The 23,673-nt window shown below is 67.8% G+C and carries 20 protein-coding genes and 2 rRNA genes; 12 read left to right on the plus strand and 10 right to left on the minus strand.

Features of this window, described 5'->3' with window-relative positions:
• The first annotated feature begins 79 nt into the window (after positions 1-79).
• Genes pstC through pstB form a run of 3 tightly spaced genes read left to right on the plus strand, consistent with a single transcriptional unit; the run spans position 80 to position 2,930 of the window.
• A complete protein-coding gene (gene pstC / locus ACMTAK_RS23550) occupies positions 80-1,069 on the plus strand; it encodes a phosphate ABC transporter permease subunit PstC (protein WP_413808034.1) in 990 nt (329 codons plus the stop codon).
• Positions 1,066-2,127, plus strand: a complete 1,062-nt coding sequence (pstA, locus tag ACMTAK_RS23555) for a phosphate ABC transporter permease PstA (RefSeq protein WP_413808035.1) — start codon at positions 1,066-1,068, stop codon at positions 2,125-2,127. Before pstC ends, pstA begins: the two co-directional genes overlap by 4 nt.
• A 26-nt stretch (positions 2,128-2,153) precedes the next feature.
• A complete protein-coding gene (gene pstB / locus ACMTAK_RS23560; RefSeq protein WP_413808036.1) occupies positions 2,154-2,930 on the plus strand; it encodes a phosphate ABC transporter ATP-binding protein PstB in 777 nt (258 codons plus the stop codon).
• A 133-nt stretch (positions 2,931-3,063) separates the two neighbouring features.
• Here the strand turns inward: pstB and ACMTAK_RS23565 are convergent, their stop codons facing one another.
• Both ACMTAK_RS23565 and ACMTAK_RS23570 read right to left on the minus strand, forming a co-directional pair.
• Positions 3,064-4,062, minus strand: coding sequence for an inorganic phosphate transporter (locus ACMTAK_RS23565; protein WP_413808037.1), 999 nt, complete (start codon positions 4,060-4,062; stop codon positions 3,064-3,066).
• An 8-nt stretch (positions 4,063-4,070) separates the two neighbouring features.
• Positions 4,071-4,691, minus strand: a complete 621-nt coding sequence (locus tag ACMTAK_RS23570) for a DUF47 domain-containing protein (RefSeq protein WP_030837909.1) — start codon at positions 4,689-4,691, stop codon at positions 4,071-4,073.
• A gap of 192 nt (positions 4,692-4,883) precedes the next feature.
• Between ACMTAK_RS23570 and ACMTAK_RS23575 the strand changes: the two genes are divergently transcribed.
• Positions 4,884-5,288 carry a metal-sensitive transcriptional regulator gene (locus tag ACMTAK_RS23575; protein WP_413808038.1) on the plus strand — a complete coding sequence of 135 codons (405 nt, stop codon included), beginning with the start codon at positions 4,884-4,886 and terminating at the stop codon, positions 5,286-5,288.
• A 199-nt stretch (positions 5,289-5,487) separates the two neighbouring features.
• On the opposite strand, the gene ACMTAK_RS23580 is transcribed toward ACMTAK_RS23575, so the two are convergent.
• A complete protein-coding gene (locus ACMTAK_RS23580) occupies positions 5,488-5,727 on the minus strand; it encodes a hypothetical protein (protein WP_413813280.1) in 240 nt (79 codons plus the stop codon).
• Positions 5,728-5,926: 199 nt separating this feature from the next.
• Complete coding sequence (locus ACMTAK_RS23585; RefSeq protein WP_413808039.1) at positions 5,927-6,844, minus strand: hypothetical protein; 918 nt, start codon at positions 6,842-6,844, stop codon at positions 5,927-5,929.
• A 467-nt stretch (positions 6,845-7,311) separates the two neighbouring features.
• Between ACMTAK_RS23585 and ACMTAK_RS23590 the strand changes: the two genes are divergently transcribed.
• Entirely contained in the window at positions 7,312-8,922 is a 1,611-nt protein-coding gene (locus ACMTAK_RS23590; RefSeq protein ID WP_413808040.1) for an FAD-binding oxidoreductase, read from the plus strand.
• Positions 8,923-9,083: 161 nt separating this feature from the next.
• Here the strand turns inward: ACMTAK_RS23590 and ACMTAK_RS23595 are convergent, their stop codons facing one another.
• Entirely contained in the window at positions 9,084-9,797 is a 714-nt protein-coding gene (locus ACMTAK_RS23595) for a phosphatase PAP2 family protein (RefSeq protein WP_413808041.1), read from the minus strand.
• A gap of 236 nt (positions 9,798-10,033) precedes the next feature.
• Positions 10,034-11,041, minus strand: a complete 1,008-nt coding sequence (locus tag ACMTAK_RS23600) for a C40 family peptidase (RefSeq protein WP_413808042.1) — start codon at positions 11,039-11,041, stop codon at positions 10,034-10,036.
• A 224-nt stretch (positions 11,042-11,265) separates the two neighbouring features.
• Here ACMTAK_RS23600 and ACMTAK_RS23605 point away from each other — a divergent pair, with 224 nt between their 5' ends.
• The 7 genes from ACMTAK_RS23605 (at position 11,266) to ACMTAK_RS23635 (ending at position 19,567) form a co-directional block, all read left to right on the plus strand.
• Positions 11,266-11,538 (plus strand): DUF397 domain-containing protein, encoded by a 273-nt coding sequence (locus ACMTAK_RS23605; RefSeq protein ID WP_413808043.1) that lies wholly within the window; start codon positions 11,266-11,268, stop codon positions 11,536-11,538.
• Between the two features lie 296 nt (positions 11,539-11,834).
• A complete protein-coding gene (locus ACMTAK_RS23610; RefSeq protein ID WP_009716148.1) occupies positions 11,835-12,143 on the plus strand; it encodes a hypothetical protein in 309 nt (102 codons plus the stop codon).
• A 321-nt stretch (positions 12,144-12,464) separates the two neighbouring features.
• Positions 12,465-13,352 carry a hypothetical protein gene (locus ACMTAK_RS23615; RefSeq protein WP_413808044.1) on the plus strand — a complete coding sequence of 296 codons (888 nt, stop codon included), beginning with the start codon at positions 12,465-12,467 and terminating at the stop codon, positions 13,350-13,352.
• On the plus strand, positions 13,342-14,658 hold the full coding sequence (locus tag ACMTAK_RS23620; RefSeq protein WP_413808045.1) for a hypothetical protein: 1,317 nt from the start codon (positions 13,342-13,344) through the stop codon (positions 14,656-14,658). The genes ACMTAK_RS23615 and ACMTAK_RS23620 overlap by 11 nt, the downstream gene beginning before the upstream one ends.
• 2 nt (positions 14,659-14,660) lie before the next feature.
• Complete coding sequence (locus ACMTAK_RS23625) at positions 14,661-16,217, plus strand: SCO6880 family protein (RefSeq protein WP_413812970.1); 1,557 nt, start codon at positions 14,661-14,663, stop codon at positions 16,215-16,217.
• 94 nt (positions 16,218-16,311) lie between these two features.
• Positions 16,312-17,715 (plus strand): ATP-binding protein, encoded by a 1,404-nt coding sequence (locus ACMTAK_RS23630; protein WP_413812971.1) that lies wholly within the window; start codon positions 16,312-16,314, stop codon positions 17,713-17,715.
• 1 nt (position 17,716) lies between these two features.
• Positions 17,717-19,567 carry a type IV secretory system conjugative DNA transfer family protein gene (locus ACMTAK_RS23635; RefSeq protein ID WP_413808046.1) on the plus strand — a complete coding sequence of 617 codons (1,851 nt, stop codon included), beginning with the start codon at positions 17,717-17,719 and terminating at the stop codon, positions 19,565-19,567.
• Between the two features lie 65 nt (positions 19,568-19,632).
• On the opposite strand, the gene ACMTAK_RS23640 is transcribed toward ACMTAK_RS23635, so the two are convergent.
• The 4 genes from ACMTAK_RS23640 to ACMTAK_RS23655 form a co-directional block, all read right to left on the minus strand.
• Entirely contained in the window at positions 19,633-19,779 is a 147-nt protein-coding gene (locus ACMTAK_RS23640) for a response regulator (protein WP_413808047.1), read from the minus strand.
• Complete coding sequence (locus ACMTAK_RS23645; RefSeq protein WP_413808048.1) at positions 19,776-20,033, minus strand: hypothetical protein; 258 nt, start codon at positions 20,031-20,033, stop codon at positions 19,776-19,778. The genes ACMTAK_RS23640 and ACMTAK_RS23645 overlap by 4 nt, the downstream gene beginning before the upstream one ends.
• 216 nt (positions 20,034-20,249) lie before the next feature.
• Positions 20,250-20,366, minus strand: a 5S ribosomal RNA gene (gene rrf / locus ACMTAK_RS23650).
• Positions 20,367-20,464: 98 nt separating this feature from the next.
• A 23S ribosomal RNA gene (locus ACMTAK_RS23655) occupies positions 20,465-23,585 on the minus strand.
• Between the last annotated feature and the right edge of the window lie 88 nt (positions 23,586-23,673).

Raw genomic sequence — 23,673 nt, forward strand, 5'->3', positions numbered from 1 at the left:
GACGGAGTCAGCCGCATCGTCCGGTGCACCGCCGCACCAGGAGCCTCCTCCGCGGCAGGCTCCGCAGACCGGAGAACCCATGAAAACGGATATAGAACCCACGTCATCAGCCGCAGAGTCACCATCAAAGGTCCGGAACCGCTCCACCGGCCGCGCCGGTGACAAGATCTTCCTCGGCCTCTCCCGGGGTTCCGGTATCGCTCTGCTGGTGATCATGGCGGCCATCGCGGCCTTCCTCACCTACCGCGCCGCCATCGCGATCTCCAAGGACGAGGCCAACTTCCTCACCTACTTCGAGTGGAACACCGGCTCCTCGCCGATGCGGTTCGGCATCGCCGTCCTCGCCTACGGCACGGTGGTCAGCTCGATCATCGCCATGGTCATCGCGGTCCCGATCGCGGTGGGCATCGCGCTGTTCATCTCGCACTACGCGCCGCGCCCGCTGGCCACCCCGGTCGCCTATGTGATCGACCTGCTCGCCGCGGTCCCCAGCATCGTCTACGGCCTGTGGGGCGCGCTCTTCCTCGTGCCGCATCTGACCGGCCTGTACACCTGGTTCGACGACTACCTGGGCTGGACCGGGATCCTCAGCTACCAGGGCGGCCCCGCACGCTCCCTGTTCACCGTCGGCATCCTGCTGGCGATCATGATCCTGCCGATCGTCACCAGCGTGAGCCGCGAGGTGTTCCGGCAGGTCCCGAAGATGCACGAGGAGGCGGCGCTGGCGCTCGGCGCCACCCGCTGGGAGGTCATCCGGATGGCCGTCCTCCCGTTCGGCCGCTCCGGCATCATCAGCGCCTCCATGCTGGGTCTGGGCCGCGCGCTCGGCGAGACCATGGCGGTCGCCACCGTGCTGTCCCCCAACTTCCTGATCGAGACCAGCCTGCTGGACGGGGGCGGAGGCACCTTCGCCCAGAACATCGCCAGCCGCTTCAAGGAAGCCGGTAACGACGGCCGTGACGCGCTGATCGCCTCCGGTCTGGTGCTGTTCGTCATCACTCTGCTGGTCAACGGCGCCGCGCGAATGATCATCGCCCGCCGCAAGGAGTACTCGGGGACCGCCGCATGAGCACTGTCGTTGACAAGAACGCGCACCACGGCTCGAGCCTCCAGCAGGCCCGGCTGCCCGGATGGGCCCCGTACGCCCTGGTCGTGGTCTCGCTGGCCCTGGGAGCGGGCATCGGCACCGCCCTCGGCATGGGCAATCCGTTCCAGATGGGCCTGCTCGCCGCCCTGGTCTTCATCATCGCCTCGTACGCCGCCGGCGCCGTGGTCGAGGGCAGTCGGCAGGCCAAGAACCGGCTGGCCACCAGCCTGGTCTGGGTCTGCTTCCTGCTCGCCGTCGTCCCGCTGCTCTCCCTGATCTGGGAGACCATCGACCGGGGCCGGACGGTGCTCGACGGCTACTTCCTGGCCCACTCCATGGAGGGTGTGCAGACGATCCTGCCCGGCGGTGGCGCGTACCACGCGATCATCGGCACCCTGGAGCAGGTCGGCCTCGCCGCGCTCATCGCCGTGCCGATCGGGCTGCTGACCGCCATCTACCTGGTGGAGTACGGGCGCGGCCGGCTCGCCAAGGCCGTCACCTTCTTCGTCGACGTGATGACCGGCATCCCCTCGATCGTCGCCGGTCTGTTCATCCTCAGCTTCTGGATCATCATTCTCGGCTTCAGCTACTCGGGCTTCGCCGGTGCCATGGCGCTGGCCATCCTGATGATGCCGATCGTCGTCCGCTCGACCGAGGAAATGCTCAAGCTGGTTCCGGACGAGCTGCGTGAGGCGTCCCTCGCGCTCGGCGTGCCCAAGTGGCGCACCATCCTCAAGGTGGTGCTGCCCACCGCGATCGGCGGGATCACCACGGGTGTGATGCTCGCGGTCGCTCGTATCGCCGGTGAGTCCGCGCCCATCGTGCTGCTGGTCTTCGGTGCCACGGGGATCAACAACAACCCGTTCGAAGGCGCCCAGTCGTCGCTGCCCTACTACATCTACGAGCAGTGGCAGCTCGGCAACGAGGCCTCCTTCAACCGGGCCTGGGCAGCGGCGCTCGTGCTCATTGCCTTCGTCATGATCCTGAACCTGGTGGCCCGCGGCATCGCCCGCTGGAAGGCCCCGAAGTCCGGCCGCTGAGGCCGAGAAGAAGAGAAGTGATTCACATGGCCAAGCGCATCGACGTCAGCGGGCTCACCGCCTACTACGGCAGCCACAAAGCCATCGAGGACATCTCGATGACCGTCGAGCCCCGCTCGGTGACCGCCTTCATCGGCCCGTCGGGCTGCGGCAAGTCCACCTTCCTGCGCACCCTCAACCGGATGCACGAGGTCACCCCCGGCGGCCGGGTCGAGGGCAAGGTGATGCTCGACGACGAGAACCTCTACGGCTCGGGGGTGGACCCGGTCTCCGTGCGGCGCACGGTCGGCATGGTCTTCCAGCGCCCCAACCCGTTCCCGACGATGTCCATCTTCGAGAACGTGGCCGCCGGGCTGAAGCTCAACGGCTCGTACAAGAAGAGCGAGCTCGGAGACGTCGTCGAGAAGTCCCTCAAGGGCGCCAACCTGTGGAACGAGGTCAAGGACCGGCTCAACAAGCCGGGCGCCGGGCTCTCCGGCGGTCAGCAGCAGCGGCTGTGCATCGCCCGCGCCATCGCGGTCGAGCCCGATGTGCTGCTGATGGACGAGCCCTGCTCGGCGCTCGACCCGATCTCCACGCTCGCCATCGAGGACCTGATCGGTGAGCTCAAGGAGCGCTTCACGATCGTCATCGTGACGCACAACATGCAGCAGGCGGCGCGCGTCTCGGACCGTACGGCCTTCTTCAACCTGGCCGGTGTCGGCCAGCCGGGCAAGCTCATCGAGATCGACGAGACCGAGCGGATCTTCTCCAACCCGTCGGTGCAGGCGACCGAGGACTACATCTCCGGCCGCTTCGGCTGACCCAGGCCCCTCGCACGACCGGCGAGGACAGAACGTCCTGCGGTGCTGCATGGCGGTGCCACCGCAAGACGAAGGGCCCGCCCCTGGCTCCCGGGGGCGGGCCCACTCCATGTGCGGTGTCGGCGCGGGGCGGTCAGCCGAAGGCCAGGTTGACGATCCAGTAGCTGAGTGCGGCGACTCCGGCCGCCGCGGGCATGGTGATGAACCAGCCGAGGACGATGTTCTTCGCGACCCCCCAGCGGACCGCGCTCACCCGCTTGGTCGCCCCCACGCCCATGATCGCCGAGGTGATGACATGGGTGGTCGAGATGGGCGCCTGGAACATGAACGACGCCGTGTACATGACGCCTGCCGCCGTGGTCTCCGCCGCGAACCCCTGCGGCGGGTCCAGTTCGATGATCCGCCGTCCCAGCGTGCGCATGATGCGCCAGCCGCCCGCGTAGGTGCCGAGGGACAGCATCGCGGCGCAGGAGATCTTCACCCACACCGGAATCGCGTCACCTTCGTCCTCGACACCCCCGATGACCAGGGCCATCACCACGACACCCATCGTCTTCTGGGCGTCCTGGAGGCCGTGGCCGAGCGCCATGCCCGCCGCCGAGACGGTCTGCGCTATCCGAAAGCCGCGCTTGGCCTTGTGCGGGTTCGCGTTACGGAAGATCCAGAGGATGACCACCATCACGAAGTAGCCGAGCACCAGGCCGACGATGGGCGAGAGGACCATCGGGATGACGATCTTCTCCAGCACCCCGTCCCAGTGGACCGTGCTCGCCCCCGCGAGCGCCGCGCCGACCAGCCCGCCGAACAGCGCGTGCGAGGAGGAGGACGGCAGACCGTAGTACCAGGTCACCATGTTCCAGGTGATCGCGCCGACCAGTCCGGCGAACAAGATCATCATGCCTTGGCCGCCGGTGGGGGTGGCGATCAGGCCCTCGCTGACGGTCTTGGCGACACCGCTGCCGAGGAAGGCACCCGCGAGGTTCATCACGGCGGCCATGGCGAGCGCCGCCCGTGGGGTCAGCGCCCGGGTGGAGACCGAGGTCGCGATGGCGTTGGCCGAGTCGTGGAAGCCGTTGGTATAGGTGAAGAACAGCGCGACCGCGATGGTCACGACAAGCGCGAAGGTGTCCATGCCCGGGCTCAGGACTCCTTGACGGCGATGGTCTCGACCGTGTTGGCCACATGCTCGAAGGCGTCCGCCGCCTCCTCCAGCACATCGACGATCTGCTTGAGCTTGAGCACCTCGATGGCGTCGTACTTACCGTTGAAGAGGTGGGCCAGGAGCTTGCGGTGGATCTGGTCCGCCTGGTTCTCCAGCCGGTTGACCTCGATCCAGTACTCCGTGAGGTTGGTCATGGTGCGCAGATTCGGCATCGCCTCGGCGGTCAGCTCGGCCGCCCGCGCCAGCACCTCGATCTGCTGCTCGACGCCCTTGGGCAGCTCTTCGACCTGGTAGAGGACGACCAGGTCGACGGCCTCCTCCATGAAGTCCATGATGTCGTCGAGGGACGAGGCCAGGGAGTAGATGTCCTCGCGGTCGAACGGCGTGATGAAGGAGGAGTTCAGCTGGTGGAAGATCGCGTGCGTGGCATCGTCCCCCGCGTGCTCCGCGGCCCTCATCCGCTCCGCGATCTCGGCACGAGCGGAGGAGTCCGCCCCGAGCAGTTCCATCAGGAGCTTGGAGCCGGTCACGATGTTGTCCGCGGACGCGGCGAACATGTCGTAAAAGCTCGTCTCCCTGGGGGTCAGACGAAAGCGCACTGGGGATCCTCGGAATGCAGCGGATGGGGACTCGACGATGCTAGGCGCATCTTCCGGCCACGGTAACCGGCGATCCCAGTGTCGCCCATTGGGCAGAGTGCTCAGCACGGGGGCCCGGTTCGACCGGAAAAGGCGATACCATATACCCACTGGGGGTATATGTGGACATAGCGCAATCAACGGGAGGAAGCCATGACGACCTCGGCGGCCGACACCACCGCGCCCACCGACGGCGACGAGCGGGGCCAGGCGTCCGGGCACACCTCCGCCCAGGACTCCGTACCCCACAGTGGGCATGGATACGCCAAACAAAAGGATCAGCACCTGAAGCGGCTGCGCCGGATCGAGGGCCAGATCAGGGGATTGCAGCGGATGGTCGAGGAAGATGTCTACTGCATCGACATACTCACCCAGGTCTCGGCCGGCACCAAGGCGCTCCAGTCCTTCGCCCTCCAGCTGCTCGAGGAGCATCTGCGCCACTGCGTCGCCAGCGCGGCCGTGGAGAGCGCCGCCCAGGGCGAGGCGGAGGGCACGGGAGAGGTCGACGCCAAGGTGGCCGAGGCCACGGCGGCCATCGCCCGGCTGCTGCGGACCTGAGCGCGCGTGCGGGCCGACGGCCGGTTCGGGGCGTTATGGGCCGTTCCCGGATGGGCACAGATGAGGGCGGTCTCCGGGTCAGCGCCGGTGCGGGCCCGTTCGCGGACGTGGGTATGAGCGTACGCTCGCCTCTCGCCGGACGGGGCCACCGGGCGCCCGCCGGCGAGACGGCGGCATGGACGTTGTCTGAGGGCGTCCGCTACGGGGCGTCCGGGCTCCCGGCACCGGACTCCGGAGCGGCCCTCGCCTCCTCGGCGCGCTTCGCCCTCTCCGCGCGCTTGACCTTCTCGGGGCGCTTCCTGTCCTCGGCGGCCTTCCCGTTTCCCTTGGCGCCCGTGGCCCCCTCGGCCGAATCCGATCGGTCGGCCCGCACCCGGAGCACCTCGTCGATACGGTCCGTACTGAGCCTGTCCTCGTCCGCGCTCGACGCAGCGATCATCAAGTCACCATAGAGATCGATTTCGACGAGGGCCACGGGGTCCGGGCCCGACGAGCCGCGACGCGCAACCACGTGTTTCACCTCCTCCAGCGAGCACCTGCGAGCACTTTCGAGCAGCGGCTTCCCAGCGTAGGGATCGGTACACACTCCGCGCATGGCACGGATGGGCCATTTCGAAGGGCAAAGCAGGCCCCTCCGACTACTTCTGAGGCGATCCGACCTTTCCTGTGTAGATATCCGTGGGCTTGGGGAGCCGAACCTCGGCGGGGGTCCCGAAGTCGTACAACTCCGTGGTGGAGGCGACCCCCAGTTCCCCGCGCCGCCCCCCGGCGGCGCCCGGGCTCTCCCCCGCCTTCTGTCCGTCGGCCCGGCTGGTCACCGTGAACCGGTGACGCACCTCGCGCAGCCGACCGAGCCCGTCGAGATACGCGTCGAAGCGCACCGTGCTCTCGTCGAACCCCCTGGCCGCGGCCACCAGCGCCCCCCGTGCGCCCTCCGACGCGGCCCGCGCCGCCCGGCCGATGTCGGTGGTGCCGCGGTAGTGGCGCACCAAGTCTCCGCCGAGCCCTTCCTCGCCGACCAGGCTGGCCTCCCGCACCCCGCGCAGCAACTCGGCGGCGGTCAGTGGATCCGTGGCCCCGCCCGTGACCAGATTCCCGTCGGGAATGTCCGTCGTATCCACCCGCACCCATTTGTCGCGGGGAATGCCCGCACCGCGATTGCGCATGAAAAGCGCCCCGGAGGTGAGGAGTTCGGTGATCGGCGCATGCTCGGCGGCCCCCATCGCATCCCTCGGCAGCAGCAGCCGCAGCCGTCCCAGCCGCTTCTCGAAGTCGTACGCGCCGGCGCCCCGGATGGCCACGCGGGTGCCGCCCGTCGCCGTCTCCATGGTCGTACGGACCCGTGAGCTGCCCGACTTGACCAGCACCTCCGCGGCCCGGTGCAGGACCGTGACCGCGCTCTCGCGTGGGGTGCCGCCCGGTCGTTCATCGGCCGCCGTCTCGGTGGAGCAGCCGCTCACGGTCGCGAGCGACACGGCCAGCAGGCCACCCGACACCGCTCCGGCGACCACTCTCACCCGTCTCCGTACGCCGAGCCCGCGCTGCTGGAACACCATCGACCGCCGACCCCCTGGCCACGCTCGTCCCGCTTGGTACTTGTTCGTTTAACGATTCACACCGGTGGCTCGTCACGGCCAGGTAGCGTGGTCATGTGCTCGACTCAGGCGACATAGGCCCCGGCCAGAACCGCACCACCACCGTGGAGCGGGGCTCGTTCTCCATCGCCCGCTGCACCTGCGGCTGGTACGGCCCGGCCCGTCGCGCCAGAGCACTCGCCCGCGATGACGCGGCGGATCATGCGACGGCCCGTCACACCCCGTCCGATACAAGCGATTCAACGGACTCATCCGATTAGTCCGGATCAGGCTCGTCCAATTGGCGCGAGTTGTCCGTCCCCCGACAACTCTTCGGCCACGAGCGGAACCACACCCCCCGGTCGACCCCTCTGACCAGAAGACCGGGCCCGCTTCGCGGTGGCCCGGTCGACGGTTGAGAGCAGCGTCGACAGGGAGGGGACACCGCCATGAACCGGCGGACACTGCTGGCAGCGGGCACGGGGCTGGCGGCCACCGCCACAGGGGTCACCGCGTGCGACGATGACGCGGGGAAGGCCGGCGGTGACACGAACCCGGTCGGCTCCTCCGCTGCGTCGGACGCCCGCTCGGCCTCGGCGAGCGGCAGTCGCCGCGCCGTCGACGGCAAGCCCAAGTCCGCGGACTGGAGCGCGCTCGGCAAGGACCTCCAGGGCGGCCTGGTGCGCCCCGGAGACTCCGACTACACCTCCGCCAGCCGGCTCTACAACACCCGCTTCGACCATCTGCGCCCCGCCGCCGTCGCCTATATAGGGAACACCTCGGACATCTCCGCCTGTCTGGACTTCGCCCGGCGCCATGGCGCCCCCGTCGCGATCCGCAACGGCGGCCACTCCTACGCCGGCTGGTCGAGCGGCGACGGCCGTCTCGTCATCGACGTCTCCGCGCTCTCCTCGATCCGTACGTCCTCCGGCGAGGCACGGATCGGCGCCGGGGCCAAGCTCATCGACGTCTACACCAAGCTGGGCGCCCGCGGGGTCACCGTCCCCGGCGGCTCCTGCCCCAGCGTCGGCATATCCGGACTGACCCTCGGCGGCGGCCACGGCGTGGTCTCCCGGGCGTACGGACTGACCGCCGACAGCCTTACGGGGGCCACCATCGTCACCGCGGACGGCAAGGCGCTGGAGGTCTCCAAGAGCCGCGAGGCCGAGCTGTTCTGGGCGCTGCGCGGCGCGGGCAACGGCAACTTCGGCGTCGTCACCGAACTGCGCTTCCGTACGCATGACGCGGCCGACGGCGTGACCTGTTATATGTCATGGCCATGGTCCAAGGCCGCGAAGGTGCTGAGCGCCTGGCAGAAGTGGGGCCCGGACCAGCCGGACGAGATCTGGTCGGCGCTGCATCTGTCGGCCGCCCCCGGGCGCACCCCCACCGTCTCCATCAGCTGCTTCTCGCTCGGCACCTACGGCGCGCTGCAGAACGCGGTGGACAAGCTCGCCGACGGACCCGGCGGCCCCGGCCCCGCCGCGCAGGTCAGCCTGCGCCGCCGCGGCTACGTCGACGCCATGCGGATGTACGCGGGCTGCGGCGACACCTCCACGGCCAACTGCCATCTGCCCGGCGACAAGCCCGGCCGCAGCACCTCCGGGGTGCTGAACCGCGAGACCTACGCGGCGCGCTCGGACTTCTTCGACCGCTCGCTGAGCCAGGCGGGCGTCCGGGCGATGCTGGACCAGCTGGAGCGCTACGGGCGGCGCCCCGGCGGCGGGGGCGCGGTCAGCATCGCGCTCACCGCGCTCGGCGGGGCGGTCAACCGGGTCTCGTCCACGGCAACGTCCTTCGTCCACCGGCGCTCGCGGTTCCTCGCGCAGTACACCGCGTCCTGGGCGGCGGGCGGCTCGGGCACCGCGGGCAACGCCTGGCTGGACGGCGCCCATGGGGCGATGCGGCGGTACGCCTCCGGGGCGGCGTACCAGAACTACACGGACGCGTCGCTGAAGGACTGGCGCTCGGCGTACTACGGCTCGGCCGCCGACAAGCTGACGCGGGTGAAGAAGCGTTACGACCCGGACCGGCTCTTCGACTTCCCGCAGGCGCTGTGAGGTCTTCCGCCGGGGACGCGCGGGGCCCGGCGGTTCGGCAGGGCTGATCCGCGGAACGGCGGTTGATCCGCGGAGAAGGCGGGAGGCCCGCGGAGATGGCGGAAGGCCCGGGGGCCGCCGGGCCTTCCGCGTATCCGTTCGTGGCGTCCGTAAGGGTGCCGCTAGGCCGCCAGATCCTTGTTCCCGTGGTCGCCGCCCACCGGGCGGGACTCGGCGAGCTCCGCGCGCGCCTCGTCCGCGTCCTGGTCGGCGGGGGCGGGCTCGGCCCGTATCAAGCGGCCGACGCGCGAGCCCGCGACGGCCGTGGTCAGCGGGGTCAGCAGCATCATCGCGAGCGGCGCAAGCAGCAGCGTGACCGCCGTCCCCAGGGCGAACCCGCCGATCACATCGGTCGGGTAGTGGACACCCATATAGACGCGGCAGAACCCTTCCAGCAGCGCGAGCCCTATGGCGGCGGCCCCATAGGCGCGGTGGGCCATGAAGACCCCGACGGCGACCGCCATGGTCAGCGTCGCGTGGTCGCTGACGAACGAGAAGTCGGTCTTGCCCGCCACCAGGACGTCGAGCCCTTGATGGTCCTTGAAGGGTCTGGGCCGCTCGACGAAGCCGCGGATGGGGATGTTGGCGACCAGCGCCAGCCCGGCGGCCAGCGGGGCCCACACCAGCCCGGCCACGGCGGACGGCGCCTCCTGCGGCCGCTTCCGGGCGCTCCACCAGGCGGCCAGGGTCACCAGGGCGAGCCCGATGATGATCCCGTACTCGCCGACGAACTCCATGACGCGGTCGAACCAGTGCGGGGCGTCCTTCGCAAGCCCGTTGATGTCGTAGAGAAGGCTGACATCGGGGTTCGACCCGTCCAGTGCGAGTCCAGCCATATGCCGTGGCCCCTTATCTCTTGCCTGTCACTACGTGCAGCTGCCGACCCCCCGTAATGCCTTGCGAGCCGTGGCAGCGCGACCGGCGCCGGAGAGTCCGCCGTCGATCCACGCTGATCCACGCCTCGATCCACCTCCAGGGAACGCCCTCTTCTCGCCAGGGGTTCCGTACTCCACCCAACGATCACCGGGACGTTATCGAAGGGTGACCGATCGTCGCAGCTCAGAGGGAATCCTTACGCGGGGTTCGCCCGCGGCAGCGCTTTCGCGCCATCCTGAGTCACCCGTGTAGCACCGATGTAGTCCGGCGAGTCGATCTTGTCAAAACGGATCACCGCACCGGTGTAGGGCGCGTTGATCATGTAGCCGCCGCCCACATAGATCCCCACATGGTGGATCGATCTCGGATCGTCGAGGTCATAGGCGAAGAAGACCAGATCCCCGGGGAGCAGTTCGCTCCGCTTGGGGTGCGGTCCGGCGTTCCACTGGTCGTTGGCGACGCGCGGCAGATCGATGCCGACCGTCTTGTACGCCGCCTTCGTCAGCCCCGAGCAGTCGAACCGCCCGCCCTCCTCCGGCGTGCCGTTCCCGCCCCAGAGATAGGGCTTGCCGAGCTGCTTCTGCGCGAAGTAGATCGCCCCGGCCGACTGCTGGGAGGGCTGGACCTTCTGAATCGGCGCCTCGAAGCTCTTGGCGAGGGTGGTGATGGTCTTCACGTAGTTCTTGGTCTCGCGGTAAGGCGGCACCCCGCCGTACTTGATCACGGCATAGGCGCCCGCGTTGTACGAGGCCAGCATGTTGTGCGTCTGATTGCCCGGCACATCCTTGACGTACTTGGCGAGCGAGCAGTCATAGGCGGCCGCCGACGGGATCGCGTCCTGCGGGTCCCAGATGTCCTTGACGCCGTCCTTGTTGCCGTCGACCCCGTGCGAGGCCCAGGTGGCGGGGATGAACTGCGCTATCCCCTTGGCGTTGGCCGGGCTCTGCGCCTTCGCGTTCCAGCCGCTCTCCTGGTAGAGCTGCGCGGCGAGGAGCGCGGGGTTGATGGCCGGGCAGGAGTTCCCATACCGCTGGATGAGCGGTTCGTACGTGGCGGGAACGGCACCTTTGGCCAGCCCGACGGCCTTACCACCGGCACCGCCGACGAGGTCCGCCGCGACCATGTAGGTACCGACGACGAGCAGCGCGACGAAGGAAAAGGAGACTCCGAGACCGACACTGACACCCAGCCAGACCTTACGCACCCGGCCATCCTCCCCCATTCACCCGCCATGCGAACGCGTTTCCGCTCGCACGGCGAAAATCAGCCGCTCCCCAGCCGAAACCATACGATCGCCGCCGGCGCGCGCCCCCTTATGCGCCGCCGACCCGCCCCGCACGCCTCACCGCCCCGTCTCGGCCGCCTCTCGCGGGGCCGGGGAACGCGTAGAGTCCAGCCGTCCGAGCACCACGACCCTGGGGACCGCAGATGACACGGCTCGACTGGCAAGAGCTCGACTGGCAGCGGGCCGCACCCGCCGACCTCCCGGAGGGCGCCGCCTACCTCGAGGTGGCCGTGGGCCCCGACGACCAGATCCTGATGCGCGAGAGCAACGACCCGGAGACCGTCGTCGTCACGACCCGGGCCAAGTGGGACGCGTTCATCAAGGGCGTCAAGGCGGGCGAGTTCGACGACTTCGCGGACCTCACTGAGGACGACTCCGCGGACCTGGCGGAGACGGACGAGCCCGCGGAGAAGTGAGCGGGCGGGAGCGCTGGGCGCAGGCGCGCCGACGACCTCAGCCGAGGGCCCACCCGTCAGCCCCTCACGGATCGTTGCCCGACGCTCACCCGCGTGATACACAGAGTGACCATACGACACTCCGTTGACATGCCTCCCACGGCCGCCGGACGGGCGTGTCCCACAACACGCACGAGATCCGCCAAGAAATGCCGCCAAGTCGACATGCGGAAGCGGATTCATCAGCGAAGATAGAGGCTGACGCACGCCATGCCGGCGAAGAGACACAACAACCCACAAGGGGCGGTGAGTTCATCATGTTCCTAGCGGCCGAAAAGGGCGACATCAACACCATCATCGGCGGAATCGCCCCAGACTGGGGTCCGTTCGGCAGCCTGGGCAGCGAGGCCCGCGTCATGATCGAGGTCGTGATGGCGGTCGCACTGCTGCTGTGCTTCGGCATCGCCATCTGGGGCGCGGCCAAGCAGCGGATCGGCGCGACGGCCCTGCGGGACACCTTCAGCGCGGAGCAGGGCAAGGGGCTGATCGTCGCGGGCCTGACCGGTGTGTTCATCATCGGATCGCTGGGCACGCTCTTCACGATCGTGTACGGCATGGCCATCTAGCCGCGTCCCCCGCCCGCCCCCGAGCCGCCCCTCCACGCGGGGCGCACACCCCTGGCCGCAAGCCTCCGCTCCCGATTCCCCCTACCGGCCCCGCACCCCGTACCCGAGGCTGCTCCCTGATGCCCGCTCCCGCTCACCACGCTGAGGTCGTGTCAGCTTGATGTCCACTCACACCAGCGCGCCCGAGCGTCAGTCCTCGCCGTTACCGTCGTATGCGGGTGACGGAAGAGGGACCATGGATGACGCGGTCGGCAGAATCGGCGGGATCGACGGGATCGGCAGGCTTGGCAGGCTCGGCACGGGTGAAGGGGCGTACGCAGGATGAGTCTCGGCGGCGACGACGGATACGGCGGTGACTACGAGGGCCATGAGGCGCGCCGCGGACGCGGCGCGGCCCCCGAGGGTCACCTGACGCGCACCCGCCTGCCCGAGGGCGACGGCGACCCCTACGGCCCACCCCGTCGAGCCCCCGGCCGCGCCAAGCCCAGCCGCAACCTGATCACCGTGGTCGGCGTCATCGTCCTCCTCCTCGCGGCCATCGCCTTCGTCAACCGCGGCGACGGCAAGGACAGCGACTCCAGCGGCGGCGACACCAGCGGGGGCGGCACCAAAGCCCAGCCCACCGCCCCCACAGGCGAGCGCCCGGTCGACGGCAAGAACGCCACGACCGACATCGCCTCGGGCTTCGCCAAATCGGAGCAAGGCGCCCAGAGCGCGGCGGCGAACTACGCGGTGGCGCTCGCATCTGCCGACATGACCAAGTCGGACCGCCGTCACCAGCTCGTTTCCCAGATCTTCACGAGCGACAGAGTGAACGGGCTGCAGAAGAAGCTGGACCAGGCCTACTCCAAGAGCTTCCTGGAGAAGCTCGGCCTGGACGCGAACGGCAACGCGGGAGACGGCATGACCTATGTCTCGCGCGCCGCCCCCATCGGCACGAAGACGACCACTTCCACGGATACCGCCGCCACCGTCGAGGTCTGGTGCACCGGCGTGTTCGGCACGGCAGGAGAGGGATCGAAGAACCCGGTAGCCAACGACTGGTTCACCATGACCGTCAAGCTGCGATGGGTGAACAAGGACTGGAAGGTCGAGAGCTACTCCCAGAAGGACGGCCCTGCCCCGGTCAACAGCGACAACACCGCATCGACGGCTGATGAGATCGCCAAGGCTGTGCAGCAGTACGGAGGGTTCACGTATGCCCGGTAAGCCGCGCAAGCGCATCGTCACGGTCGCTGGGGTGGTGGCGGCGGTCCAGGCCTCTGCTGTGCTCCTCGCCACGCGGGCCGCCGCCGCGCCGTCGCCGAGCCCGTCCGACGACAGCGACTGCAATCTACTCACAGGCTCGGCCAAGAAGTACTGCGAAAAGGGCGACAAGAGTGGCGGCCCCCCCGACCCCTCCAACCCCCTCGACCCCGCCGCCTCCCTCGCCCGCGGCTGCGCCGACGCCGCCTCCTGGCTCGTCGGCAAGCTCTCCAAGCTCGTCAAGGAGACGGCCACCGTCGACTTCACCAACGAGGCCTTCCTCCGCCAGTACGCCGTCGTCTTCGCCGCCTCCACCGTCCTCACCCTCATCCTCTGGCTCCTCGCCGTCGCCAAGCGCGCCATCCGCGGCGTCCCCCTCGGCGAGGCGCTCTCCGAGGCCATAGGTTTTCTCTGGCTGACGGTCCTGGCCTCCGCCTTCACCCCCCTCATCCTCTATACGGTCGTCACCGCGACCGACGCCGTCACCGACGCCATCGCCTCCGGCACCGGTGCGGACAACGACGCCTTCTTCGGCTCGTTCTCCCAAGCGCTCAAGCGGGACGAGGACATCGGCGGCGGCCCGATCATGCTGATCGTCGTCTCGCTGGTGACGATCCTCGCCGCCGGCGTCCTCTGCCTCGAGCTCGTCATCCGCGCCGCCCTCCTCTACGTGGGCGCGCTGCTAGGCACCGCCGTCTACGCGGGCCTCGTCGACAAGAACATGTGGGGGCATGTGCGCCGCTGGGCGGGGATCATGATCGCCGTGATCCTCGTCAAGCCGGTGATCATCACCGTCCTGGCCCTCGCCGGCGCGCTCTCCACCAACGGCGACAAGCCCGACGCCTTCTCGGCCGTCGTCTCCGGGCTATCCATCATCATCCTCGCCATCTTCGCCAGCGCGATGATCTACCGCTTCGTGCCCGGCTTCGGCGATGAGATCGTCAAGGCCCGCAGCGCCAGCTCCGACCCCGCGTCCCGCCAGGCCGCCGCCGTCATCACTTCCCCCGCCGCCCTGGTGAAGCAGGGCATCAACACCCACAGCGCCCGCGGCGGAGGCGAGACCGGCGGGGGCGGCGCCGCCCCGGGGCAGGCCAAGCCCGCCAACCCCGTCTCCGGCGGTGTGGCGGCCCACTCCACCCGCACCAGCGGCGGAGGGGGCGGGGGAGCCTCCCCCGCGCCAACCAGTCGCACCGGCCACACCGGAGGCTCCGGCGGCGGCTCCGCCACGAACCGCGGCTCCGGCAACAACTCGGGAGGTGACCGGCGGTGACGATCGACGCCCAGTCGCACCCCATCGCGCCCCGTCGCACATATCTGATCGGGCGCCCCCGCCCGAACGCGATCGTCGGCAAGAACCGCGAGACCGGCGAGATCGGGCTGATCATCGCGGGGGCGTTCATCGGGATGATGTGCGGGCTGCTGGTGCCGGTGCTGATGTTCCGCATCACCGCCCTGGTCGGCTTCCCCACCCTCGCCCTCGCCGCCGTGTACGTCCCGTACAACGGGCGGACGTTCTACCGCTGGTTCGAGATCAACCGCTCCTACAAGCGCAGCGTCCGTAAGGGCACCACCGCCTACCGCTCCGGCGCCGCCGAAGCCGGCACCCGCCTGGACGGCCGTGAGATCGAGGTCGGCCCGCCCCCCGGCATCGGCCGGATCAACTGGCTGGCCGCTCCCTTCGGCCCCGACGAGATCGCCGTGCTCCTGCACGCCGACCGCCGCACCGTCACCGCCGCCATCGAGATCGAGGGCCCCGGCGTCGGACTGCGCGACAGCGAGGACCAGGAGGCCCTCGTCGACCGGTTCGGCACCCTGCTCAAGCATGTGGCCAACGGCGACGGCTTCGTGACCCGCCTCCAGATGCTGGCCCGTACCCTCCCCGCCGACCCCGACGCGCACGCCAAGGACGTCGAGCGGCGCGGCGACGACCATGCCCCCAACTGGCTCAAGGACTCCTACGACCAGTTGCAGTCCATGGTCTCCACCTCCTCCGAGCAGCACCGCGCCTATCTCGTGGCCTGTATGCACTACACCCGCGACCTGGCCGCCGAGGCCCAGGCCATCGCGCGCGCCGCCCGCCACAGCGGCGGCGGCCGGCGGCTCGACAAGGACGCGGGCCTCGCCGTGGTGATGGCCCGTGAGCTGACCGACATCTGCGCCCGGCTCGCCGAGGCCGACATTCGGGTGCGCCAGCCCCTGGGGCAGGGGCGGCTGGCCTCGCTCATCCACTCCATGTACGACCCGGACCACCCCATCGACCACATCCAGGCGATGACCAAGCGGAACGCCTGGCCGGCCGAGCTGGATGCCATGGAGCCCACCTACCTCCAGGCCAAGACCCGGGAGTCGAGCACCCGTGAGCCCTGGTGCCACTCCACGGCCTGGGTGAAGGAGTGGCCCATGACGCCCGTCGGGGTCAACTTCCTCGCCCCGCTGCTCGTCCACACGCCCGATGTCATCCGTACGGTCGCCGTCTGTATGGACCTCGAGCCCACCGAGGTCGCCATCGAGCGGATGCTCACCGAGAAGACCAACGACGAGGCCGAGGCCAGCCGCGCCGCGAAGATGAACCGCACCGTGGACCCGCGCGACATCGCCGCCCACGGCCGGCTCGACCAGCGCGGCGAGGACCTCGCCAGCGGTGCCGCGGGCGTCAACCTCGTCGGCTACATCACCGTGTCCTCCCGGTCGCCGGAAGCCCTCGCGCGCGACAAGCGGACCATCCGCGCCTCGGCGGGGAAGAGCTACCTCAAGCTGGAGTGGTGCGACCGCGAGCACCACCGGGCCTTTGTGAACACGCTGCCGTTCGCAACCGGCATCCGCCGATAGAGCAGACAGAGCAGACAGAGCCGATACAGCCCATAGAGCTGATAGACACGACTGGGACGACAGGGACGATAGGGGCTCCGCCGTGGCCGATCCGATGAGCGCCATCACCGATGCGTTCACCAGCTTTCTCTTCGGAAAGGTGGAGACGACTCGGCTGCCCGTGCGCACCTCCACCGGCCAGGCCCAGGCGGTCTATCTCCCCACCGCGGCCCCCGGCCTCGGCGACTCCGGCGTGGTCATCGGCCGCGAGGTCTACTCGGGCAAGGGCTATATCTACGACCCCTTCCAGCTCTACGGCCAGCAGCTGCCGGCTCCCCACTGGCTGGTGCTCGGCGAGTCCGGTAACGGCAAGTCGGCCCTGGAGAAGACCTATGTCCTGCGCCAGCTGCGGTTCCGCGACCGCCAGGTGGTGGTGCTGGACGCCCAGGGCGAGGACGGCGTCGGCGAATGGAACCTCATCGCCCAGGAGCTGGGGATAACGCCCATCCGGCTCGACCCCATGGCGGCCCTGGACGGCGGTATCCGGCTGAACCCCCTGGACCCGGCGATCACCACGACCGGGCAGCTCGCCCTGCTCCGCACGATCATCGAGGTCGCGATGGGGCACGGGCTCGACGAGCGCTCCGGGTTCGCCCTGAAGGTCGCGCACGCCTACGTCAACGAGACCGTCGTCGACCGCCAGCCGGTGCTGACCGACATCGTGGAGCAGCTGCGCCACCCCGAGGAGGAGTCGGCGGCGGCGATGAACGTCGATATAGACGACGTACGGGCCTGGGGCCTCGATGTCGCCCTGGTGCTGGACCGGCTGGTCGACGGTGATCTGCGCGGTATGTTCGACGGCCCCACCACGGCCGGAATCGATCTGGACTCACCCCTGATCGTCTTCGACCTGTCCCATATCGATCGCAACTCGATCGCGATGCCGATCCTGATGGCCATCGTCGGCGTCTGGCTGGAGCACACCTGGATCCGTCCCGACCGTAAGAAGCGCATCTTCCTGGTCGAGGAGGCGTGGCACATCATCAACTCGCCCTTCGTCGCCCAGCTCTTCCAACGACTGCTGAAGTTCGGCCGACGGCTCGGCCTGTCGTTCGTCGCCGTCGTCCACCACCTCTCCGACGTGGTGGACGGCGCGGCGGCGCGGGAAGCCGCAGCCATCCTCAAGATGGCCTCCACCCGGACGATCTACGCCCAGAAGGCGGACGAGGCACGGGCCACCGGCCGCGTCCTGGGCCTGCCCCGCTGGGCCGTCGAGATCATCCCCACGCTGTCGCCCGGTATCGCGGTATGGGACGTCAACGGCAACGTACAGGTCGTCAAACACCTGATCACCGAGGCCGAGCGGCCCCTCGTCTACACCGACCGGGCCATGACGGAGGACGCGCTGGCCGTACAGATGGCGGTCGAGGCGGAAGCCGAGGAGCGCGCCGCCGCGGCGGTCGAGGCGACGGAGGCGGACCCCTACGGCGGGCCGTCGTACGGATCCACGGTGGCGTGAGATGGCAGCGGGACAGAATCACGGCGAGCCCGCGGAACGCGGCATTCCGGACGGCCTGCTGGTCGGCGCCATCGCCCTCCTGCTGGGCACGCTCGGCCTGATGTGGTCGGCGACCGGGCTGGCCGGGCTCTTCGCCCGCGGCGCCTGGCCGGACAACCTGACCTTCATGCGCGCACCGGTCGCGCTGCGCCATCTGCTGCAGGAGCCCCAGGACCTGGCGGCGGCCTGGCCCGACACCCCGAAGGACCAACTGTCGGGGTACGGGCTGTTCTGGGGCATCTTCATCAGTGAGCTGATGGTGCTGATCGTCCTGACGATCTTCGTGATGGGCACACTGGCCCGCTACCGGACGGTCCGCGCCCAGCGCCGCGCCGCCCGCGCGACCGCCCGCGCGGAGGCGGCGGAGGCGAAGCGGCTCGGCCTTACGGACTCAAGGACCGCCAAGGGCGGCACCGAGCCCACGCCCGTCAACGGGGCGGGCGTGGAGACGACCCCTGGCGTGGAGGCGCCGCCTCCACCCGTACCCGGCCCTGGAAGCACCTCAGCGGCCCCAGGAGCCGCCCCCGCCAGACCTTCTGAGGGCCCGTCCGGCACCGCCGCTCCGAACCACCCCGGCGGGCTTCCCGCACCCGCACCGGCCGAGGCGGTCCCCGGCGACGGTGTCATCGCACCCGTCACCGGTCACCGCCACCCGACCGAGGCCGTCGCCGCCGAAGCGTCCGCCGGAACGGGCCCCGAACCGCACCCGTACATCGCCGAGCAGAGAGCCGACACACAGGTCACCCCCGCCGGGAGCGCCACCACTCCCCCGGCCCAGGACGACCTGTACGCCCCGCTCGACCCGACATCCGCACCACAGCCGCTCCCCACCCCCCGCGGCGGCCCGCTGACGTCGGCCGCTCTCCCCGACGGGGAGCTGGCCCGGTCCCGCGTCCTCTTCGGCGCCCAGCGCGGGGAGTCCGCGGCCCACACCGTCCTGGAGGCCGCCGGCCCCGTCCTCGTCGTCACCAGTGATCCCAAGCTCTGGGCCACGACCAAGGACGCCCGCGCCAAGCTCGGCCCCACCCAGGTCTTCGACCCGTCCCATCTGCTCGACACCCCCGCCCGGCTGCGCTGGAACCCGGCGGCGGACTGCGGCTCCCGCGATATCGCGGCCGCCCGCGCCACCGCCCTCCTCGCCCCCGTACGGCCCATGCACGCCATGGACCGGCCCCTGGCGGAGGCCGCGGAGACGATGCTCCGCTGCTGGCTGCACGCCGCCGCGGTGGACGGCCGGCCGTTCCGCCATGTGCACCGCTGGGCGCAGGGCAGCTCGGCCCACGAGCCCGTGAAGATCCTCCGTACGCATCCCAAGGCGGCGGGCGGAGCGGCCGGCGAGCTGGAGGCCACGCTCACCGCCCACGGCGAACGCCGCGACATGGCCCAGGAACTGACCGCCCGTGCCCTCGGCGCGCTCTCCTCGATCCACATCCGGGACGCCTGCAATCCGGGACGCGCCGACACACTCGCACTGGAGTCATTCGTCGCCGAAGGGGGAACGCTCTATCTGATGGGCGAATCCATCGAGGACCCGCGAACCCAGCCGGGTGCGATGCCGCTGTTGACCGCACTCGCCTCACACGTGGTCGAGCACGGCCGGCGCATGGCCGAACGGTCATCCTCCGGTCGGCTCGACCCACCACTGACCCTCGTCCTGGACGACGTCGCAGCCGTGGCCCCGCTCCCGGCACTCCCCGACCTCCTCGCCCAGGGCGCGGACCAGGGCCTTCCCACACTGGCCCTGATGCGCTCCCAGGAACAGGCCCGAGCCCGCTGGCCGCACGGCTCCCTGGTGGGCCACGAGTCACACTGACGGCCGGCCGGTCCTCCGGTCGCCACCGAGCGCACGGCGTCGGCGAGCTCCCGCGGCGGGGTGTCCTAGAGCAGGAATCCAGCGGCTCCCGAGCGCAGCGCCAGATGCACGTAGTCGTCGAGATGGAAGGTGGTCAACACGAAGACCTGGGGCGGATCCCGCAGACGGCCGATGCCCTGGAGAGCGGCCAGCCCGTCGAGGCGGCGGATCACACGGGCTCCCCTTCCACGGCCGCCCGCTCCTGAGCGCGCGCATCCTCGACGCGGGCGGCCCGCACCCTCCAGGTGCTCGGCCCGCTCCCGCCGGCCCTTGAGGACGTCACGGCGCGCACAGATCCACAGCCCATCACCAACGGGGGCCAGACGAAGAGCGCGGACCCGGCCAGCGTGCCGAGCAACAACCGCGACCAGTCGGGCCCCTGCCGGTAGTACGCCATGGCGACCAGATCCGGCAGGGCACGGGCCATCTCGCGGCCACCGCGTGGACGACCGTATGGCGCACAGGTCCGAAGACACCAGGCCAGGAGAGCGCACGGCAATCACCCGCGCAAAGGTCGCCACGGCATCGTCCGATCGTGCCCACTGGTGCGTCTCTTTCGTGCACAGCTGGGACGGAAATAGGAGCTGAACGCAAAAATGCCTCGGTCCCAAGCACATAGTGCTCGGGACCGAGGCTAAAAATTGTTCGGCGGCGTCCTACTCTCCCACAGGGTCCCCCCTGCAGTACCATCGGCGCTGAAAGGCTTAGCTTCCGGGTTCGGAATGTAACCGGGCGTTTCCCTAACGCAATGACCACCGAAACACTATGAAACACCAAACCGGACCCATACACATCCATACGCATATGGGGGTCGGACGGTTCGTTGCTTCAGAACCAACACAGTGGACGCGAGCACCTGAGGACAAGCCCTCGGCCTATTAGTACCAGTCAACTCCACCGGTCACCCGGCTTCCATATCTGGCCTATCAACCCAGTCGTCTACTGGGAGCCTTAACCCATCAAGTGGGTGGGAGCCCTCATCTCGAAGCAGGCTTCCCGCTTAGATGCTTTCAGCGGTTATCCCTCCCGAACGTAGCCAACCAGCCATGCCCTTGGCAGAACAACTGGCACACCAGAGGTTCGTCCGTCCCGGTCCTCTCGTACTAGGGACAGCCCTTCTCAAGACTCCTACGCGCACAGCGGATAGGGACCGAACTGTCTCACGACGTTCTAAACCCAGCTCGCGTACCGCTTTAATGGGCGAACAGCCCAACCCTTGGGACCGACTCCAGCCCCAGGATGCGACGAGCCGACATCGAGGTGCCAAACCATCCCGTCGATATGGACTCTTGGGGAAGATCAGCCTGTTATCCCCGGGGTACCTTTTATCCGTTGAGCGACGGCGCTTCCACAAGCCACCGCCGGATCACTAGTCCCGACTTTCGTCCCTGCTCGACCCGTCGGTCTCACAGTCAAGCTCCCTTGTGCACTTACACTCAACACCTGATTGCCAACCAGGCTGAGGGAACCTTTGGGCGCCTCCGTTACCCTTTAGGAGGCAACCGCCCCAGTTAAACTACCCACCAGACACTGTCCCTGATCCGGATCACGGACCCAGGTTAGACATCCAGCACGACCAGAGTGGTATTTCAACAACGACTCCACACTAACTGGCGTCAATGCTTCACAGTCTCCCACCTATCCTACACAAGCCGAACCGAACACCAATATCAAGCTATAGTAAAGGTCCCGGGGTCTTTCCGTCCTGCTGCGCGAAACGAGCATCTTTACTCGTAATGCAATTTCACCGGGCCTATGGTTGAGACAGTCGAGAAGTCGTTACGCCATTCGTGCAGGTCGGAACTTACCCGACAAGGAATTTCGCTACCTTAGGATGGTTATAGTTACCACCGCCGTTTACTGGCGCTTAAGTTCTCAGCTTCGCGGAGCCAAAACCCCACTAACCGGTCCCCTTAACGTTCCAGCACCGGGCAGGCGTCAGTCCGTATACATCGCCTTACGGCTTCGCACGGACCTGTGTTTTTAGTAAACAGTCGCTTCTCGCTGGTCTCTGCGGCCACCACCAGCTCAAGGAGCAAAGTCCCATCACCAGCAATGGCCCCCCTTCTCCCGAAGTTACGGGGGCATTTTGCCGAGTTCCTTAACCATAGTTCACCCGAACGCCTCGGTATTCTCTACCTGACCACCTGAGTCGGTTTAGGGTACGGGCCGCCATGAAACTCGCTAGAGGCTTTTCTCGACAGCATAGGATCATCCACTTCACCACAATCGGCTCGGCATCAGGTCTCACCCACATGAGAGACGGATTTACCTACCCCTCGGGCTACACCCTTACCCCGGGACAACCACCGCCCGGGCTGGACTACCTTCCTGCGTCACCCCATCACTTACCTACTACCACCTTGGACCGGCGGCTCCACCACTCCCCTTCACCCGAAGGATCCAGGACGGCTTCACGGCCTTAGCATCAGAGGATTCGATACTGGGCGTTTCAAAGCGGGTACCGGAATATCAACCGGTTGTCCATCGACTACGCCTGTCGGCCTCGCCTTAGGTCCCGACTTACCCTGGGCAGATCAGCTTGACCCAGGAACCCTTAGTCAATCGGCGCACACGTTTCCCACGTGTGTATCGCTACTCATGCCTGCATTCTCACTCGTGAACCATCCACAACTCGCTTACACGGCTGCTTCACCCGGCACACGACGCTCCCCTACCCATCACAGCGGCCGTTGGACCACATGCTGCAATGACACGACTTCGGCGGTACGCTTGAGCCCCGCTACATTGTCGGCGCGGAATCACTTGACCAGTGAGCTATTACGCACTCTTTCAAGGATGGCTGCTTCTAAGCCAACCTCCTGGTTGTCTCTGCGACTCCACATCCTTTCCCACTTAGCGTACGCTTAGGGGCCTTAGTCGATGCTCTGGGCTGTTTCCCTCTCGACCATGGAGCTTATCCCCCACAGTCTCACTGCCGCGCTCTCACTTACCGGCATTCGGAGTTTGGCTAAGGTCAGTAACCCGGTAGGGCCCATCGCCTATCCAGTGCTCTACCTCCGGCAAGAAACACACGACGCTGCACCTAAATGCATTTCGGGGAGAACCAGCTATCACGGAGTTTGATTGGCCTTTCACCCCTAACCACAGGTCATCCCCCAGGTTTTCAACCCTGGTGGGTTCGGTCCTCCACGAAGTCTTACCTCCGCTTCAACCTGCCCATGGCTAGATCACTCCGCTTCGGGTCTTGAGCGCGCTACTAAACCGCCCTATTCGGACTCGCTTTCGCTACGGCTTCCCCACACGGGTTAACCTCGCAACACACCGCAAACTCGCAGGCTCATTCTTCAAAAGGCACGCAGTCACGAGACACCAGCAAGCTGATGTCCGACGCTCCCACGGCTTGTAGGCACACGGTTTCAGGTACTATTTCACTCCGCTCCCGCGGTACTTTTCACCATTCCCTCACGGTACTATCCGCTATCGGTCACCAGGGAATATTTAGGCTTAGCGGGTGGTCCCGCCAGATTCACACGGGATTTCTCGGGCCCCGTGCTACTTGGGTATCGCACAAGCAAGTTGCTGACATTTCAGCTACGGGGGTCTTACCCTCTACGCCGGGCCTTTCGCATGCCCTTCGCCTACATCAACAATTTCTGACTCACCCAGCCGCCGGCAGACGACTGAAGTACGAACCCACAACCCCGTACGCGCAACCCCTGCCGGGTATCACACACATACGGTTTAGCCTCATCCAGTTTCGCTCGCCACTACTCCCGGAATCACGGTTGTTTTCTCTTCCTGCGGGTACTGAGATGTTTCACTTCCCCGCGTTCCCTCCACATACCCTATGTGTTCAGGTATGGGTGACAGCCCATGACGACTGCCGGGTTTCCCCATTCGGACACCCCCGGATCAAAGCTCGGTTGACAGCTCCCCGGGGCCTATCGCGGCCTCCCACGTCCTTCATCGGTTCCTGGTGCCAAGGCATCCACCGTGCGCCCTTAAAAACTTGGCCACAGATGCTCGCGTCCACTGTGCAGTTCTCAAACAACGACCCGTACCCCGTCACCCACACTCACCGTGCAGTACACCGGGACCGGCCG

Source organism: Streptomyces lacaronensis (genome assembly GCF_047337785.1).
Classification (GTDB): Bacteria; Actinomycetota; Actinomycetes; order Streptomycetales; family Streptomycetaceae; genus Streptomyces; species Streptomyces lycopersici.